The organism is Pseudodesulfovibrio thermohalotolerans, from assembly GCF_021353295.2.
GTDB lineage: Bacteria > Desulfobacterota > Desulfovibrionia > Desulfovibrionales > Desulfovibrionaceae > Pseudodesulfovibrio > Pseudodesulfovibrio thermohalotolerans.
In genome coordinates this window covers 1,777,706-1,793,103 of sequence record NZ_CP120635.1, presented here as the reverse complement: position 1 = coordinate 1,793,103, position 15,398 = coordinate 1,777,706, and the positions used below count along the sequence as shown (strand labels likewise).

15 protein-coding genes are annotated in these 15,398 nt (G+C 60.0%); 7 read left to right on the top strand and 8 right to left on the bottom strand.

Annotated elements, in window-relative coordinates; all coding sequences use genetic code 11:
- Positions 1-9: 9 nt before the first annotated feature.
- The 4 genes from mfd to LF599_RS08420 form a co-directional block, all read right to left on the bottom strand.
- Complete coding sequence (gene mfd / locus LF599_RS08435) at positions 10-3,495, bottom strand: transcription-repair coupling factor (RefSeq protein WP_279522979.1); 3,486 nt, start codon at positions 3,493-3,495, stop codon at positions 10-12.
- Positions 3,496-3,600: 105 nt separating this feature from the next.
- Positions 3,601-4,101 carry a chemotaxis protein CheW gene (locus tag LF599_RS08430; RefSeq protein ID WP_269943221.1) on the bottom strand — a complete coding sequence of 167 codons (501 nt, stop codon included), beginning with the start codon at positions 4,099-4,101 and terminating at the stop codon, positions 3,601-3,603.
- 88 nt (positions 4,102-4,189) lie between these two features.
- Positions 4,190-4,576 (bottom strand): hypothetical protein, encoded by a 387-nt coding sequence (locus tag LF599_RS18300; protein ID WP_404823761.1) that lies wholly within the window; start codon positions 4,574-4,576, stop codon positions 4,190-4,192.
- 162 nt (positions 4,577-4,738) lie between these two features.
- Positions 4,739-6,076 (bottom strand): UDP-glucose dehydrogenase family protein, encoded by a 1,338-nt coding sequence (locus LF599_RS08420; protein ID WP_279522978.1) that lies wholly within the window; start codon positions 6,074-6,076, stop codon positions 4,739-4,741.
- 177 nt (positions 6,077-6,253) lie between these two features.
- On the opposite strand from LF599_RS08420, the gene LF599_RS08415 reads away from it, so the two are divergent.
- The 7 genes from LF599_RS08415 to cimA are packed head-to-tail and all read left to right on the top strand — an operon-like array spanning position 6,254 to position 12,734.
- Positions 6,254-6,979: a pyridoxine 5'-phosphate synthase gene (locus tag LF599_RS08415; RefSeq protein WP_279522977.1), complete on the top strand. Its 726-nt coding sequence runs from the start codon at positions 6,254-6,256 to the stop codon at positions 6,977-6,979.
- A 10-nt stretch (positions 6,980-6,989) separates the two neighbouring features.
- A complete protein-coding gene (locus LF599_RS08410; protein WP_269943219.1) occupies positions 6,990-7,364 on the top strand; it encodes a holo-[acyl-carrier-protein] synthase in 375 nt (124 codons plus the stop codon).
- A gap of 24 nt (positions 7,365-7,388) precedes the next feature.
- Positions 7,389-8,939 carry an NAD(P)H-hydrate dehydratase gene (locus LF599_RS08405; protein ID WP_279522976.1) on the top strand — a complete coding sequence of 517 codons (1,551 nt, stop codon included), beginning with the start codon at positions 7,389-7,391 and terminating at the stop codon, positions 8,937-8,939.
- On the top strand, positions 8,933-9,382 hold the full coding sequence (locus LF599_RS08400) for a CBS domain-containing protein (protein WP_279522975.1): 450 nt from the start codon (positions 8,933-8,935) through the stop codon (positions 9,380-9,382). The genes LF599_RS08405 and LF599_RS08400 overlap by 7 nt, the downstream gene beginning before the upstream one ends.
- A 15-nt stretch (positions 9,383-9,397) precedes the next feature.
- Entirely contained in the window at positions 9,398-9,868 is a 471-nt protein-coding gene (tsaE, locus tag LF599_RS08395) for a tRNA (adenosine(37)-N6)-threonylcarbamoyltransferase complex ATPase subunit type 1 TsaE (protein WP_269943218.1), read from the top strand.
- 34 nt (positions 9,869-9,902) lie between these two features.
- Positions 9,903-11,132 carry an aspartate kinase gene (locus LF599_RS08390; RefSeq protein ID WP_279522974.1) on the top strand — a complete coding sequence of 410 codons (1,230 nt, stop codon included), beginning with the start codon at positions 9,903-9,905 and terminating at the stop codon, positions 11,130-11,132.
- A gap of 3 nt (positions 11,133-11,135) precedes the next feature.
- Positions 11,136-12,734, top strand: coding sequence for a citramalate synthase (gene cimA / locus LF599_RS08385; protein ID WP_269943217.1), 1,599 nt, complete (start codon positions 11,136-11,138; stop codon positions 12,732-12,734).
- Positions 12,735-12,827: 93 nt separating this feature from the next.
- Here the strand turns inward: cimA and LF599_RS08380 are convergent, their stop codons facing one another.
- The 4 genes from LF599_RS08380 to LF599_RS08365 are packed head-to-tail and all read right to left on the bottom strand — an operon-like array spanning position 12,828 to position 15,279.
- Entirely contained in the window at positions 12,828-13,160 is a 333-nt protein-coding gene (locus tag LF599_RS08380; RefSeq protein ID WP_279522973.1) for a ferredoxin-thioredoxin reductase catalytic domain-containing protein, read from the bottom strand.
- A 3-nt stretch (positions 13,161-13,163) separates the two neighbouring features.
- On the bottom strand, positions 13,164-13,511 hold the full coding sequence (locus tag LF599_RS08375; protein ID WP_319023438.1) for a glutaredoxin family protein: 348 nt from the start codon (positions 13,509-13,511) through the stop codon (positions 13,164-13,166).
- 6 nt (positions 13,512-13,517) lie between these two features.
- Entirely contained in the window at positions 13,518-14,402 is an 885-nt protein-coding gene (locus LF599_RS08370) for an amino acid ABC transporter permease (protein ID WP_279522972.1), read from the bottom strand.
- 13 nt (positions 14,403-14,415) lie between these two features.
- Positions 14,416-15,279: a transporter substrate-binding domain-containing protein gene (locus LF599_RS08365; RefSeq protein WP_279522971.1), complete on the bottom strand. Its 864-nt coding sequence runs from the start codon at positions 15,277-15,279 to the stop codon at positions 14,416-14,418.
- Positions 15,280-15,398: the final 119 nt, after the last annotated feature.

Sequence of the window (15,398 nt, the reverse complement as noted above, 5' to 3'; positions counted from 1 at the left end):
TTTCACTCGTTATCCGCCGTTCGGCGGCACGGTTTTGACATCGAGGATGCCTTCCAGATCCGCTGCGGCGGTTTCCAGCGCCTCCCGCATGGAAGGCGCATCTTCATATCGGATTTCCAGCTTGGCCGGAGGAATGAGCCTGGCAGTCTCCCCCCGCTCACCGACCCAACGAATAAGCTTCTCGGGATTGACCGCAATGGCGTTGTCCTTCCAGGTAATAACCGCCCGGCCCGGATACAGCTCCGCCCTCGCGGCCTGCAACCGGGACAAAGTCCGCTTGAGCCGCAGCACGCCGAAGAAAGCGTCCAGTTCTTCGGGCAACGGCCCGAAGCGATCGCGAATCTCGGCTTCGTATTCACGCATTTCCATATCGGAAGCGGCCGAGGAAAGGCCCCTGTAATAGCGAAGCCGCTCCCGCGAATCCGGGATGTATCCGCCGGGAATATGCGCCTCGAATACGAAATTGAGCTCCGGTTCCGAAGCCCGGGCGTGTTCCTCGCCGCGCACACGGGCGACCTCTTCCTCAAGCATTTCGAGAAAGAGATCAAGACCGATCTTGGCGATCTGCCCGGACTGGGCCTCGCCCAGGATATTGCCTGCGCCTCGAAGGCGCAAGTCCTCCATGGCCACCTTGAATCCTGCCCCCAGATAATCCATGTCCAGAATGATGCGCAAGCGTTTGCGCACGATTTCGGAAATATCCTTTATGGAAGGAACCACGAAATAGGCATAGGCCTGCCGCTCGCTTCTCCCCACCCTGCCCCGAAGCTGGTAGAGCTGCCCCAGGCCGAAAAGCTGGGCCTGGTCCACGATCAGGGTATTGGCGTTGGGGAAGTCCAGCCCGGACTCGACGATGGCGGTGCAGACGAGCACGTCCAGCTCGCCGTGCCAGAAGTCGCGCATGGCTTCTTCCAGCGCCTTCTCGCTCATCCGGCCGTGGGCCATACCCACCTTGGCGTCCGGAACAAGACCGCGAACGAACTCGGTCACCCGCTCCAGGCCGTTGACCCGATTGTACACCCAGTACACCTGCCCGCCCCGATCCAGCTCCCGGCGCAGCACCGCCTTGAGCTCCAGTTCGTCGCGCTCCATAATGCCCGTCTCCACGGGCTTGCGGTCGACAGGCGGGGTCTCAATGACGGACAGCCCGCGAATGCCTGAAAGCGACAATTGCAGGGTTCTCGGAATGGGCGTGGCGGTCAACGTCAGGACGTCGATGTTCTGTCTGAAATGCTTGAGTTTTTCCTTGTGCTTGACCCCGAACCGCTGCTCCTCGTCCAGGACGAGCAATCCAAGGTTGGGCAGTTCGACATCCTTGGACAAAATGCGGTGCGTGCCGATAAGAATGTCTATCTCGCCCCTGGCCGCCGCTTCGAGCACGGTCTTCTGCCGCTTGGCGGTAACGAACCGGCTGAGCAGCCCCACTCGCACGGGGAATCCTTCCATACGCTTGGTGAAGGTCTGATAATGCTGCTCGGCCAGAACCGTGGTCGGGCACAGCAACGCGGTCTGACGGCCTTCCTGGGCCGCACGGAACGCGGCGCGCAGGGCCACCTCGGTTTTGCCAAAGCCCACGTCGCCGCAAACCAGCCGATCCATGGGCTCGGATTTCTCCATATCCCGGAAGACATCGTTGACGGCCTTTTCCTGGTCCGGAGTTTCCTCGAAACCGAAGGTGGCCTCGAACTCGGCGTACATCTCGTCCAGAGGGCCGTAGCCGAACCCCTTGGCCACCCGACGAAAAGCGTACATCTCCACGAGTTCGTGAGCGATCTTCTCAATGGCCTTGCGGACCTTGGCGGTGGTCTTCGCCCACCGGCTGCCGCCGAGCTTATCGAGGGAAGGCTGCTTGGCCCCTTCCGGCCCCTTGAACCGCTGGACCAGATTGAGCCGGTCCACGGGAAGATACAGCTTGTCCTCGCCGGAAAAATACAGAAGCAGGTAGTCGTTGGCCCCTTCGCCAAGGGCCATGTGATGCAATCCGCCGAACTGGGACAGTCCGTAATCCCGGTGGACGAGCAGGTCGCCCTCGGACAGGTCGTCGTACCGCTCCAATCCCTTGAACGCCTTGTCCCGCCCGACATGCACCCTGGCGGCCTGAGGCTGAAGGACCTCCTCGCCCAGGATGCGGGTCCGGTTCCAGCCGATCTCCATGCCCTTGCGCAAGGGGGAGACCAGGGCGAAGAGCCCCTGCCGGTCCGGCGCGTATTCCAGGCCGATGGACAGATTCTCCTGCTCGGCCAGATTCAGGAACTTGGTTCTGGACCGTTGGGTACGGAAACTCAAAATGGTCGTTTCGCCTGCGGCCTGCCACTCCTTGAGGCCGCCCATAAGGGCTGCCCATGGCCGCCGGGAGGCTTCGGGACGCCAAAACATATCCGAGAAATCGCTGTAAGGCGTCTCGGGCAGTTCAATGCCGTTCTTCTCTCTGCCGATAGTCAATTCTTCGAAGACCATCTGGCGGGCGGAACTCCACGCCTTGCGGCTCACGTCATGGGAACGAACGACGAACCGCCGGGGCAGGCTTATGCCCTTGTCCCGCTCCTCGTCCTTCAGAAAATCGCGCCACGCCTGCTCGCGGTCCTCAAGCCGCGCCCGCAGAGTCCCACCCGACGAAAGCAGCCAGACCGCGTCCTTGGGCAAAAAGGCTTCAAGCCCCACCGGCGAATCATAATACAGGCCCGGCCAGATAAACCCGTCGTCCCGGTCCAGCCGCTCGGACAACGCCTGCTCCTGGGCCGCGGATATTTCGCCGGTCTTCCGAAGCTTCTCCCACTTGTCGCGGGCGCGGAAGGTCCTGTCCCCGGTGGTGATGCACGGCGCCACGGGCAGAAGCACGGCCTCGTCGAGATCCGACCGGGAACGCTGACTGGCCGGGTCGAACAGCCGGATTTCCTCAAGCACGTCGCCAAAAAATTCCAGCCGGACAGGCAGCTCATAGCCGGGCGCGTGGATATCCAGGATATCGCCGCGCATGGCCATATCTCCGGGATCGGACACCAACTTGCGGCGCACATAGCCCCATGAGACCAGTTGCTCCAGAAGAATATCCGGGGACATCTCCTCACCCTTGGCAAGGGTGACCCAGTTCTCCCGCAGGACCATCTCGTCGGGCCAATGCGGCAGCAGGTTGTCGGCGGTCATAAGCACGCCGCGCGGACCGTCCCGGTACACCAACCCGAACAGGGCGGCCCACCGCTCGCTCCACCCCTGTGATTCCGGATTGCGAGAATGGTATGGCGGCAGGAAGACCCACTCCCGCTCCCAGGCGGGCTGTTCCGGTCCGGGTTGCCCGCCGCTTGAAAGCAGAGTCAGAAGAGCCCGCATCTCACGGAACTCGGCCACGCCGGGCACAACCAGAACCACGTCGGTTCCGGCCGCCAGCAGGGAGCCCGCGAGCAGGGCCTGAGAGCCCGGGCCGCTCTTAAAGACGCGGACCGAATCCCCGGTCCCCTTCATGAAGTCGGCTATGTCCTTAGGATATATGGCTGGCATGAATTCGCTGCGAAAAAGGTTTGTCGGCCGTAAGCCGTCAAAACAGAAAAGCCGCCTCTTCCCCTAGCGGGAGCGGGACGGCTTGTCATCAACAATCTATCCGACCTAGACGGTGCCCAAGGCTTCCTTTTCCTCGTTGTCGAGAAGCGAATCCAGATTGAGCAGGATGAGGAGGCGGTCGTCCAGCTTGCCGACGCCGTCGATGTAATCGGAATCCATGCCTGCCACCACGGGCGGCGGCGGCTGCACCGAGCTGGCCGGGATACGCAGGACCTCGGACACGGAATCCACCACGAAACCGACGATAATCATCTCGATCTCGATGACGATGATCCGGGTGTACTTGTCGTGTTCCTTGGACTTAAGCCCGAAGCGGCGACGCATATCCACGATGGGAATGACCTTGCCGCGCAGATTGATGACGCCCTCGACAAACTCCGGCGCCCGGGGAACATTGGTGATCTCCATGGTCCGGATGATCTCCTGGACCTGAAGTATGTTGACCCCGAACTCCTCGTCACCGATGCTGAAGGTCACCAGTTGGGTCAATTCCTGATCGACCTCGTCCTCATCGACGTCGATGACGCCTTCGACTTCCGTTCTCATGGCTTCCCCGTCCTGAATGGCCGGTTTCGTTCAAAAACGCCCCGAAAAGCTTTCGGCGGCGTACCCCTCAATACAGGTTTCGAATCTGTCAACCATACCTTTTTTTGTCAACGAGAATATCCAGCCGTTCGAAATCGTTGGAAAGAACCCATCGCCGCCCGCTCTTCCCCCGCCGCCGCATCCATCTTTTTTTCGCCAATAAAAATGCTCTGTTGTATTTTTTCTTCGCACCCTGCGTCAAAGTGAGGTTGACGGTCCACGGATAAAGGGCTAACGTAAGTCGCACTTGGATTCTATATATTTGATTTTTCACACCTTTTGAAAAGAGGACAGGCCACATCGCATGGGTCAGTACGCCAATTTTCGTGACCACGACACACTGGAAGCCCAGGTAAAAAGCCTGGCTGACGACGAACTCCTCGATTTCTGGGAAGAAACCCAGCAGCTTGCCCGCATGTTGGACCAGGCAGAGCAAACAGACCTTGAGTATAACCCCGAGTACGAACGGGTTATCCTTCAGGAACTACAATACCGGACCTGCTTCAAGGGCTGCATCTGATTCTTCCGCAAAGCCGACAAAAAAACTCCCCGCCTCTTCCGAGACGGGGAGTTTTTTTTGTCGGCTTGTTGAAGCGCTCTATTTCACGGGCGTGCGGCCGATGGAGAAATAGGCAAACCCGGCCTTGCCCATGCGCTCGGGCAGGTACAGGTTGCGTCCGTCGAAGATCAGCGGCGCGGTCAGCGATTCCTTGATGAGTTCGAAATCCGGGTTGCGGAACTGGTTCCAGTCCGTGACCACGGCCAGCGCATCCGCGCCTTTCAACACTTCGTACTGATCATCCAGGATCTCAAGATTCTCGATGTGGCCGATTTCCTCACGGGCACGGGTATTGGCCACCGGGTCGAAAGCCTTGACCTTCATGCCAGACGCGGTCAAATCCTTGATGACCTCGATGGACGAGGCCTCGCGGATATCGTCGGTGTTCGCCTTGAAGGCGATGCCCCAGATGGCGAGAGTACGTCCCTTCACGCCGCCCTGCGGCTCGAAGTAGGCCTTGACCTTCTCGGCCAGGACACGCTTCTGGGCATTGTTCACTTCGTCCACGGAACGGATCAGTTTGGCGTCGTAACCGTGTTCGGCGGCAGTGCCGATGAGCGCCTTGACGTCCTTGGGGAAGCAGGAACCGCCGTAGCCCACGCCGGGGTAAATGAAGGAATAACCGATGCGGGAGTCCGAACCAATGCCCGCGCGGACCTCGGAGACGTCCGCCCCCACCCTTTCACAGATGTTCGCCACTTCATTGATGAAGGAGATCTTGGTGGCCAACATGCAGTTGGCCGCATACTTGGTCATCTCGGCCGAACGGACACCCATGACAATAAGTTTTTCGCGGCTACGGGCAAAAGGCGCATACAACGCCTTGATGGTCTTTGCCGAATGTTCATCGCCGGTGCCGACGATGACCCGGTCCGGCTTCATGAAATCGTTGACCGCATCGCCTTCCTTGAGGAACTCGGGATTGGAGACCACGTCGAACCGGATGGATTCCCCGCGCTTTTCAAGCTCGGCGGCAACGATGCCGCGCACCCGGTCGGCGGTGCCGACGGGCACGGTGGACTTGTCCACCACGATCTTCGGCGAGGTCATCTTCTGGCCGATCTCGGCGGCCACGGCGTCCACGTAACGCAGATCGCAGGAGCCGTCTTCGCCGCAGGGGGTGCCCACAGTGATGAAAACCACCTCGGCGTCCTTCATGCCCTCGCCCAAGTCGGTGGTGAAATGCAGACGCCCCTGCTCGGTGTTGCGCCTGACCAGGTCCTCAAGACCGGGCTCATAGATGTGGACCTTTCCGCTCTCCAGGGTCTCAACGACCTTGGGATTGACGTCCACGCAGAAAATATTGTTTCCCATTTCGGCAAAGCAGGCCGCGGAAACCAGTCCCACGTACCCGGTGCCAACAATGCACACGTTCATAAGGAGTTGCTCCGGATTAAGTTTCCATTCATTTTCAGGCCAAGCGGATACCGCTTATGCCCAAGCGCGTCAACACGAATGCAAAATGTCGCCAGAATGCCACGGCTATTGCCATTCAGCCTCAGGTATCTTACTCAAGGAGGATATAACGCAATTACGCACCTGGAGGATACATCAATGCCGGTACTCGTTGTCAACGTCGATCATGTGGCCACCCTGCGCCAGGCCAGAATGGGCATCGAACCCGAACCCGTGGCCGCCGCCTACATGGCCGAACAGGCCGGGGCAACGGGCATCATCGTCCACCTGCGCGAAGACCGCCGCCACATTCAGGATCGGGACGTCAGACTCATAAAGGAGACCTGCAACACCCGGCTGCACCTGGAAATGGCCGCCACCGAAGAAATGCAGGGCATCGCTCTGGATATCGAGCCGGAAATGGTCTGCCTTGTGCCGGAAAAAAGAAAGGAACTGACCACCGAAGGCGGGCTGAACTGCATCGGCCGCGAAGCGGAACTCAAGGACTTTCTGGCTCCCATCCATGAAAAAGGCATCCGCGCCAGCCTGTTCATCGACGCCGACCCCAAGCAGATCGAAGCCGCCGTGGCAACCGGCGCGGAGTTCATTGAAATCCACACAGGTCACTACGCCGACGCCAAGGATTACAGACAGCGCCGTGTGGAGCTGGACAAGATTCTCAAAAGCATCACTCTGGCAAAGGGCGTGGGACTCAAGGTCAACCTCGGCCACGGGCTGAACTACCGCAACATCCTGAACTTCAAGAACGTGTCCGGCATCAGCGAATACTCCATCGGCCACTCCATCATGGCCCGGGCCATTTATTTGGGCCTTGACCGTGCCGTCCGGGACATGGCCGAACTCGTCAGGACCTTCGCGGATTAGCGGGCGGGCGATGATAAAGGGAACCGGTCTCGACCTGGCGGAGCTGGACCGCATCCGGAAACTCTGGGAGCGGTACGGCCGCCGGTTCGCCGCCAAGATTCTGACCGAGCGTGAATTGGCCCAGCTCCCCGCGAAGAACCCGGAGCCCAGACTGGCGGCGCTGTTCGCGGGCAAGGAGGCGGCGGTCAAGGCACTCGGCACAGGGTTCGCCGGAGGCGTCCATTTCAAGTGTGTGGAAATCCTCCACCTCGAAAGCGGCAAACCCGAGATTCGATTCCTCGGGAAGGGATTGGCCGTGTGCGAACGACTCGGCGTGACCGGGGCGCATGTTTCGCTGACCCACTCCCGTGACACCGCCGCCGCCGTCGTGATATTGGAAGGATAGAGAAACCCCAGTTCAGGAGAGCTCATGCTGCTGCCTCTTCCGACCCCAGCCGAAATGTCCGCGTGGGACAGGGAAACCATCCACACCATCGGCATCCCCGGCATCACCCTCATGGAATCCGCCAGCCGCGAGGCCGTCAATGTCCTGCTTGAGGAGTACGGCGCGGTGGACGGAGCCGCCATCCACTGCTTCGCCGGGTCCGGCAACAATGGCGGCGACGCCTTAGCGCTGGCCCGCCACCTTCTCGACCTCGGCGCAGAGGTCACGGTCTTTCACACACGCCCAAAAAAAGGATACCGGGGCGAAACCCGGACCAACCTCCGATGGGCGCAAAAACTGGGCATCCCCCTCATCCATCTCGCGGGAATCAGCCTCGACGCCCTGCCCCAACCCGACATCATCGTGGACGGCCTGCTGGGCACCGGTTTCCAAGGGACGCTTCGGCAGGATTTCCTGGACTTGGTGCGGGCCATCAACCGTCTGGGCCAACGCGCCTTCGTCCTTTCCGTGGACATCCCCTCCGGGCTGAACGGACTCACCGGCCGTCCCCAGCCCGAGGCGGTGCTGGCCGACGCCACAGCCACCTTCCAGTCGCCCAAACTCGGACTGGTCACGCCTGAAGCCGCGCCCTTCACCGGCGCGCTGCACGTCTGCCCCATCGGCATCCCCGTGAAGGTCCAGGAAGACAATCCGGTCAGACATCATCTAATAACGGGTCGTGTCATGGACACCCTGCCCGCTCCCACCCGGGACATGCACAAGGGCAGAGCCGGGCATGTCCTCGTGGTCGGCGGCAGCTTCGGCCTGACCGGCGCGCCGCACCTGGCCGCGTTGGCCGCCCTGCGCAGCGGCGCGGGACTGGTCACGGTTGCCTGCCCCGCCGAACTGGCCGACGCCGTCAAAGGCGGTTCCCCCGACATCATGACCCTGCCGCTGGGCCAGGGCTCCGCCTGGACCGAAGACATGGCCGATGCCGTCAAGACCGAACTGCACCGCTTCGACGCGATGGTCATCGGCCCCGGACTGGGCCGGGAGCCGGGCGCAACGGCCTTCGCCCTGGAGCTAATGGCGTCGTGCGATGTTCCCATGGTGGTGGACGCCGACGCACTCTTCGCCCTGGCCGCTTTTCCCGAGCACCTCAAGGCGTTGCATGAAAAGACCGTGCTCACGCCCCACCCAGGCGAGATGGCACGCCTTCTCGGCGTGGACACACCGGAAGTCCAGGCCGACCGTCTCGGGGCGACGGACCGCTTCCTGGCCGAATGCGACGCCACCCTGGTCCTCAAGGGGGCGGGAACGTTGGCCGCAGACCAATCCATGACCTGCGTCTCGCCCTTTGCCGAACCCAACCTTTCCATAGGCGGCTCCGGCGACGTCCTGTCCGGCGTCATCGGCGCGCTGCTGGCCGTGGGACTTCCGCCTCTGCACGCGGCCTGCGTCGGCGTCTTCTGGCATGGCCTTGCGGGGCACGCCCTCAAACACGAATTTCCCGCACGCGGCAACCTCGCGTCCGAAATCGCCAACATGCTGCCCCACGCGGCGGCATCCTTCATCAAGGAGCTTGAAACATGCTGACAGCCAAAGACATCATGACCACCGAATGCATCACCTTCTCCCCTGACACCGACATCATCGTCGCCGCCAAGACCCTTCTGGAAAAGAAGATCAACGGTGCCCCGGTCCTGGATGGCGACGAGGTGGTGGGCGTGCTCTGCCAGTCCGACCTGGTGGCCCAGCAGAAAAAAGTCACCCTGCCCTCCTTCTTCACTCTGTTGGACGGGGTCTTTCCCCTCTCCTCTCACGATGAGCTGGAGCGCGAGATGACCAAGATCGCGGCCCTCAAGGTGGGCGACGCCATGACCCCGACCCCGACCTTCGTACATCCGAACACGTCCATTGAAGACGTGGCCACCATGATGGCCAACGAAAAGCTCTACACCCTGCCCGTTGTCGAAGACGGCAAGCTGAAGGGCGTGGTCGGCAAGGAAGACGTCCTCAAGACCCTTCTCAACGACTAGGGAGCGGAACAAAGCGTGAGCCTTAAACTACATCTTCCCGACAGCGACGCCACCGTGGCTCTTGGCCAACGCCTAGCGTCCCTGCTGTCCGGAATGGACACCCCTCCGGCTTTGCTCTTGCAAGGCGACCTCGGATCGGGCAAAACCACGTTGGTCAGGGGTTTTGTAGAATCCCTGCCCGGCGCGGAGGCGGCGGAGGTGTCAAGCCCGAGCTTCAACATCTGCAACCTGTATCCGACAACACCCGGCGTGGCGCACTTTGATCTCTACCGGCTTGAGGGCATGTCCCCGGATGACGCCCTGTTCGACTCCTTCGAAGACCCGGCGACGATCACCATAGTGGAATGGATACAATTCCTGCCTACGGAAATATGGCCCGCCGAGGCTCTTTTCCTGGAGTGGACCCCGTCGGACACTGGACGAAGCCTCGTTTTGCGTGCCATGGGAAAAGCGGCGCGGGACGTCGTCGACGCCTTGCGGCCCTAATGACAACCGTATCAAGAGAAAGCAGTATCGAAAAATGAACATCGTCGTACAAAAGTTCGGAGGCACCTCTGTCCGCGACCTGGAATGTCAACGCCAGGTCATGCAGAAGGTTCTGCGTCCCTACCGAGAGGGCAACAAGGTCATCGTGGTTCTGTCCGCCATGTCCGGTGAGACCAACCGCCTGCTGAACCTTGCCAACGAATGGTCGGAAAATCCCGATCCCGCCGAAACGGATGCCCTGGTCGCCACCGGCGAGCAGGTCTCCTGCACCCTCTTCGCCATGCTCCTCAAACAGCAGGGCGTTAAATGCCGCTCCGTGCTTGGCTTCCAGGCGCCGGTCAAAACCGACGGCTGCTTCGGCAAAGCACGCATCACCGCCATCGACAAGGAAAGGCTCCTTGTCATGCTCCAGGATTACGACATCCTCGTGGTGGCGGGCTTCCAGGGGTGCGACGACAACAATCGCATCACCACTCTGGGACGGGGCGGCTCCGATACTTCCGCCGTTGCCCTGGCCGCCGCTCTCAAAGCCGATGTCTGCGAAATTTACACCGACGTTCCGGGCGTGTTCACCACGGACCCGAACCTCTGCTCCGACGCCCGCAAGATCGACCGAATCGCCTACGACGAGATGCTCGAAATGGCCAGCATGGGTGCCAAGGTGCTCCAGATCAGAAGCGTCGAATTCGCCAAAAAATACAATGTAACCGTTCACGTCCGCTCCACTTTTTCCGACGAGCTGGGCACCGTAGTCACTCAGGAGGATGAAACCATGGAATCCGTTCTCGTCTCGGGAATCGCATACGACAAGGATCAGGCCCGCATTACGCTGATACACGTCAAGGACACCCCCGGCGTGTCCGCCCAGATTTTTTCTCCCCTGGCCGACAAAAAGATTCTCGTGGACATGATCGTCCAGAACCCGTCCAAAGACGGCCTGACCGACATGACCTTCACCGTGCCGCGCGCAGACGTGAAACAGACCATCAAGGCCCTGGACAAACTAAAATATGAAATTGGCTACGAAGAGCTGACCAGCAACCTGAACGTCGCCAAGGTGTCGATTATCGGCGTCGGCATGCGTAACCATTCCGGCGTGGCCTCCAAGGCCTTCCGGGCGCTTGCCGATGAGAACGTGAACATCCTGATGATCAGCACCTCCGAGATCAAGGTAACCTGCCTGATCGACGACAAGTACACCGAACTGGCCGTACGCACACTCCATAAAGCCTTCAACTTGGAGGAAGGCAAACACATAGAGTAGCCGATGCAAAACATCACCATATATGACACTACGTTAAGGGACGGAGCCCAAGCCGAAGAACTGAATCTGACCACTCAGGACAAGGTCCGCATAGCGCAAAAGCTGGACGATCTGGGCATTCACTACATTGAAGGCGGCTGGCCCGGTTCCAATCCCACGGACAGGAGATTCTTCGACGCGATAAAATCCCACAGGTTCAAGAACGCCAAGCTCGCGGCCTTCGGGTCCACGCATCTGGCCAAGACCACGCCCGAGAAGGACCTGAACCTGATCGGGCTGCTGGAAGCCGAAACTCCGGTGGTCACCATCTTCGGCAAGACCTGGGATCTCCACGCCACCACCGCACTGGGCATCCCTCTTGAGCGCAATCTTGAACTCATTGCCAACTCCGTGGCCTTTCTCAAGGCGCGGGTGGACGAAGTGTTTTTCGACGCGGAGCACTTCTTCGACGGATTCAAGCGCAATCCCGAATACGCCATGCAGGCCCTGACCGCCGCTTTCAAAGCCGGGGCCGACCGGATAATCCTGTGCGACACTAACGGCGGCTCCCTGACCAGCGAGGTCGGGGAAGCCGTCGCTGCCGTTCGCAAACGCCTCCCCGAGGCCAGCCTCGGCATACACGCCCACAACGATTCCGAACTGGCTGTGGCCAACTCCCTGGAAGCGGTCCGTCTCGGGGCTACGCAGGTCCAAGGCACCATCAACGGCTACGGCGAACGGTGCGGCAACGCCAACCTCTGCTCGGTAATCCCCAATCTGGAACTCAAGATGGGCTTCGACGTCATCGGCCGGGACAACCTTGCCCGGCTCCTGTCCGTTTCCCACTTCGTGAGCGAGATCGGCAACCTGCGCCCGTTCATGCGCCAGCCCTTCGTGGGCTCGTCCGCATTCGCCCACAAGGGCGGCATTCACGTCAGCGCCATCCTCAAGGATTCGCGCACCTACGAGCACATCCAGCCCGAAACCGTGGGCAACGAACGGCGGGTTCTCCTCTCCGATCAGGCGGGCAAATCCAACATCCTGTTCAAGGCCCGCGAACTGGGCTACGAACTGGCCAAGGGTGACCCCACCCTGGACCGGCTCCTCAAGGAACTCAAGGCCAGGGAAAGCATGGGCTACGAATACTCCGTGGCCGACGCCTCCTTCGAACTCGTGCTCCGCGAGGCGCTGGGCAAGCCGCTCAACTACTTCCACTTCCGCCACTTCTTCGTGGTGGACGCCAAGCGCGAGGAAGACGCCGAGCCCATGTCCGAAGCCACGGTCATCGTGGACGTCAAGGGCCAGCAGGAGCACACCGCGGCCACCGGCATGGGCCCGGTCAACGCCCTTGACCAGGCCCTGCGCAAGGGGCTTGAGCGATTCTACCCGCAGCTCAGGAACATCCGCCTGCTCGACTTCAAGGTCCGCGTCCTGTCCGGAGCGGTACGCGACACCGGCGGCACGGCGTCCTTTGTCCGCGTCCTGGTCGAAACCGGCGACGAGACCGACCGCTGGACCACCATGGGTGTCTCCCACAACATAATCGAAGCCTCCTGGCAGGCCGTTGTCGACGCCATCAACTACAAGCTCTTCAAGGACGAAATGGCCGAAATAGCCAAGTAGAACGACTCCGCAGGAACCCCGGCGCGCGTTCGCCAACGACAATAAAAAGGCCCGCTCGAAAGCGGGCCTTTTTATTGCGTGCGGGGATAAAAATCAAAAAAGGATTTTCTCCGGGGGCCTGCGCTCCGGGACCACCTGTTTTTCCACGGACCCCTCGTTGAACTCCTTGCTCACGTACAAAGCGCAGTAACAGGCGCCGTACTCCTTGACGTCCTCCTCGCGGTAAACGCAGGGACAGATGATGTCCTTGTCGGCCTCGTAGTCGCCGTTGGCCAACCGGCATGGGCAGGCCATGTAACCGAACCGTTCCTTGTTGGTGAGCAGGCTCTCCAGCAGGGGCATTGTCATGTCCTTGTCCGCGTTGAAATGATACCCCTTGGGTTCCTGCACCTTTTTCAACATCTCGTAGAGCTGATTGACGTCCATGAATCAGTCCTCCTTGAGCGCGTCGTCGATCTTGTCCTTGTGGAAACCGACGACAACCTTGTCGCGAATAACGATGGTCGGGAAGGAAACCGCCGGGTTGTGCTCCTTGACCTCCTGAACGATCTGCTTGCGCTCGTCGCCGGTCAACTCGTCCACGTGTACGCACTCGTACTTCACGCCGCACTCGTCGAGATATTTCTTGGCATTTCTGCAATGGATGCAGGTTGATAGGGCATAGACCTTGATGTCGTTCATGTGAAACGCCTCCATGTCGAACGATTTGGCGGGTGCATCGGGTTCGGGCATTCCGTCGTTTTTCTTCTTCAAAATCTTCTTCAGCGACTTAAACATGCTGCATCACCTGTTCACGGCCAGTTCCAGTTTACGAACAGCCAGAGAGCAAAGAAACGTGAGCACGAAATACATAACCAGGACCAAGGTCCAGATTTCGAAACTCCGGTACGTTGTGGTCATGAGCTGCTGAGCCTGAAAGGTCAGCTCCTCAATGGATATGACCGAGACGATGGCCGAGTCCTTGATTATTGATATAAACTGTCCTGCCAAGGCTGGCAACATCCGTTGCAGGGCCTGCGGAAGGATGACGAGACGCAGGGACTGGATGCGGGTCATGCCGAGGGATGCGGACGCTTCCCACTGCCCCGGCTCCACGGACTCGATGCCCGCCCGAACGATCTCGGCGATATAGGCCGCCTCGAACAATGCCAAAGTGATGAGCGCGGACAGGAACCGGGGGAAACGGTTCATGGGGCCGAAGAACCAGCTCAGGACCTCCTTGGCTCCATCGGACAAAGCGTAGACGAAATGGTCCACCCCGAGCAGGGACATGATCTGATCGCCGATGAAGAAATAGAAGACGAAGATGAGCACCAGAGGCGGCGTGTTGCGGATAAGGCCCACGTAGACCATTCCCACCTGCCGCTTGAACAGGCTCGGACTGACCCTGAACAATCCCATGACAATCCCTAGCCCCATGGACAGGATACCGGCCCACACGGACAGACGGATGGTCGTGAACAACCCCTGAACCAGAAGGCCGGGAACCGGGAATCCCGTCTTCGGATCAATGCGCACCAGAAATTGCGGAATGAGGTCCCATTTCCAGTGATAATTCAGCCCGGTGGCGGCCTTGAAAAGAATATAGCCGAAGCCCCCTGCCAACGCCGCCAGGATGACGACGTCGAGCAGGGTTGTCTTCGGACGTTTGCTGGTTGTTAAAAACAATGAAACTTCCCGGCTACTGAATCTGGCTTTCCCACTCGTGGGAGAAGAACCAGTACTCGTACCGGTTTTGCAACCACCCCTTGCTCATGGTCACGCGGACCCAGTTGTCGAGCCAGTTCAGGAAGTCGAGATCGCCCTTCCGGACGGCAAAGGCGATGGGTTCACGGCTGAAGTCCTCTGAGAGAGGCAGGTAGAATTGATCCGCATACTCCTCGGACAGATTCAAGGGAAGCGGATTGGAAGCGACCACGGCCTGCACGCGCTCGTTGAGCAGTTCCTGGATGGTCTGCGATTCCTCGTCGAAGAAAAGGAGGTTGGCCTTGGGCAGGAAGTTCTTGGCCGCTTCGGCCGCAGTGGTGCCGAGCCGCACGGCGATGGTCGTGTCCGAATTGTTGAATTGCTCAATGGACGAGCGGTCTCCGGCGAGCTTCCTGCTGGCCACGATGGACATGCCGGAATACTCGTAGGGCTGGGAGAAATTCACCTTGAGGTTGCGCTGGGGCGTGATGGACATGCCCCCGATGATGATGTCGAACTTGCCGGTCAACAAGGCCGGGATGATGCCGGACCATTTGGTGGGCACGAACTCGACCTCGACGCCCATGTCCTCGGCCAGCCGACGGGCCACCTCGATTTCGAAACCAATGTATTCGCCGTTCTTGTCCTTCATGGCCCAGGGCTTGAAAGTGTCGAACCCAACCCGGATCACGCCGCGCTCAAGAATGGCGTCGAGCTGGCTGCCCGACCCGGAAGCCGTTCCGGTTGCGGCCGGATTGTCTTTCCCCGCCTTTTGTTGCGAAGGTTGCTGGCTGCATCCCAAGGCGGATGCAAGCAGAATGAAAAGTAATGCAATGGCTTGGAGGCGGAAGGTTTTCATGAGCTTCTCCTTGGTCGGCGTCAATGCCGCGTCAAAAGGTTACTTGCAGGATTCCTGGGCAAAGGTGACATGAGACACGCCGAGGATGGCGATCATTATGACGCCGCCAGTCTTCATGG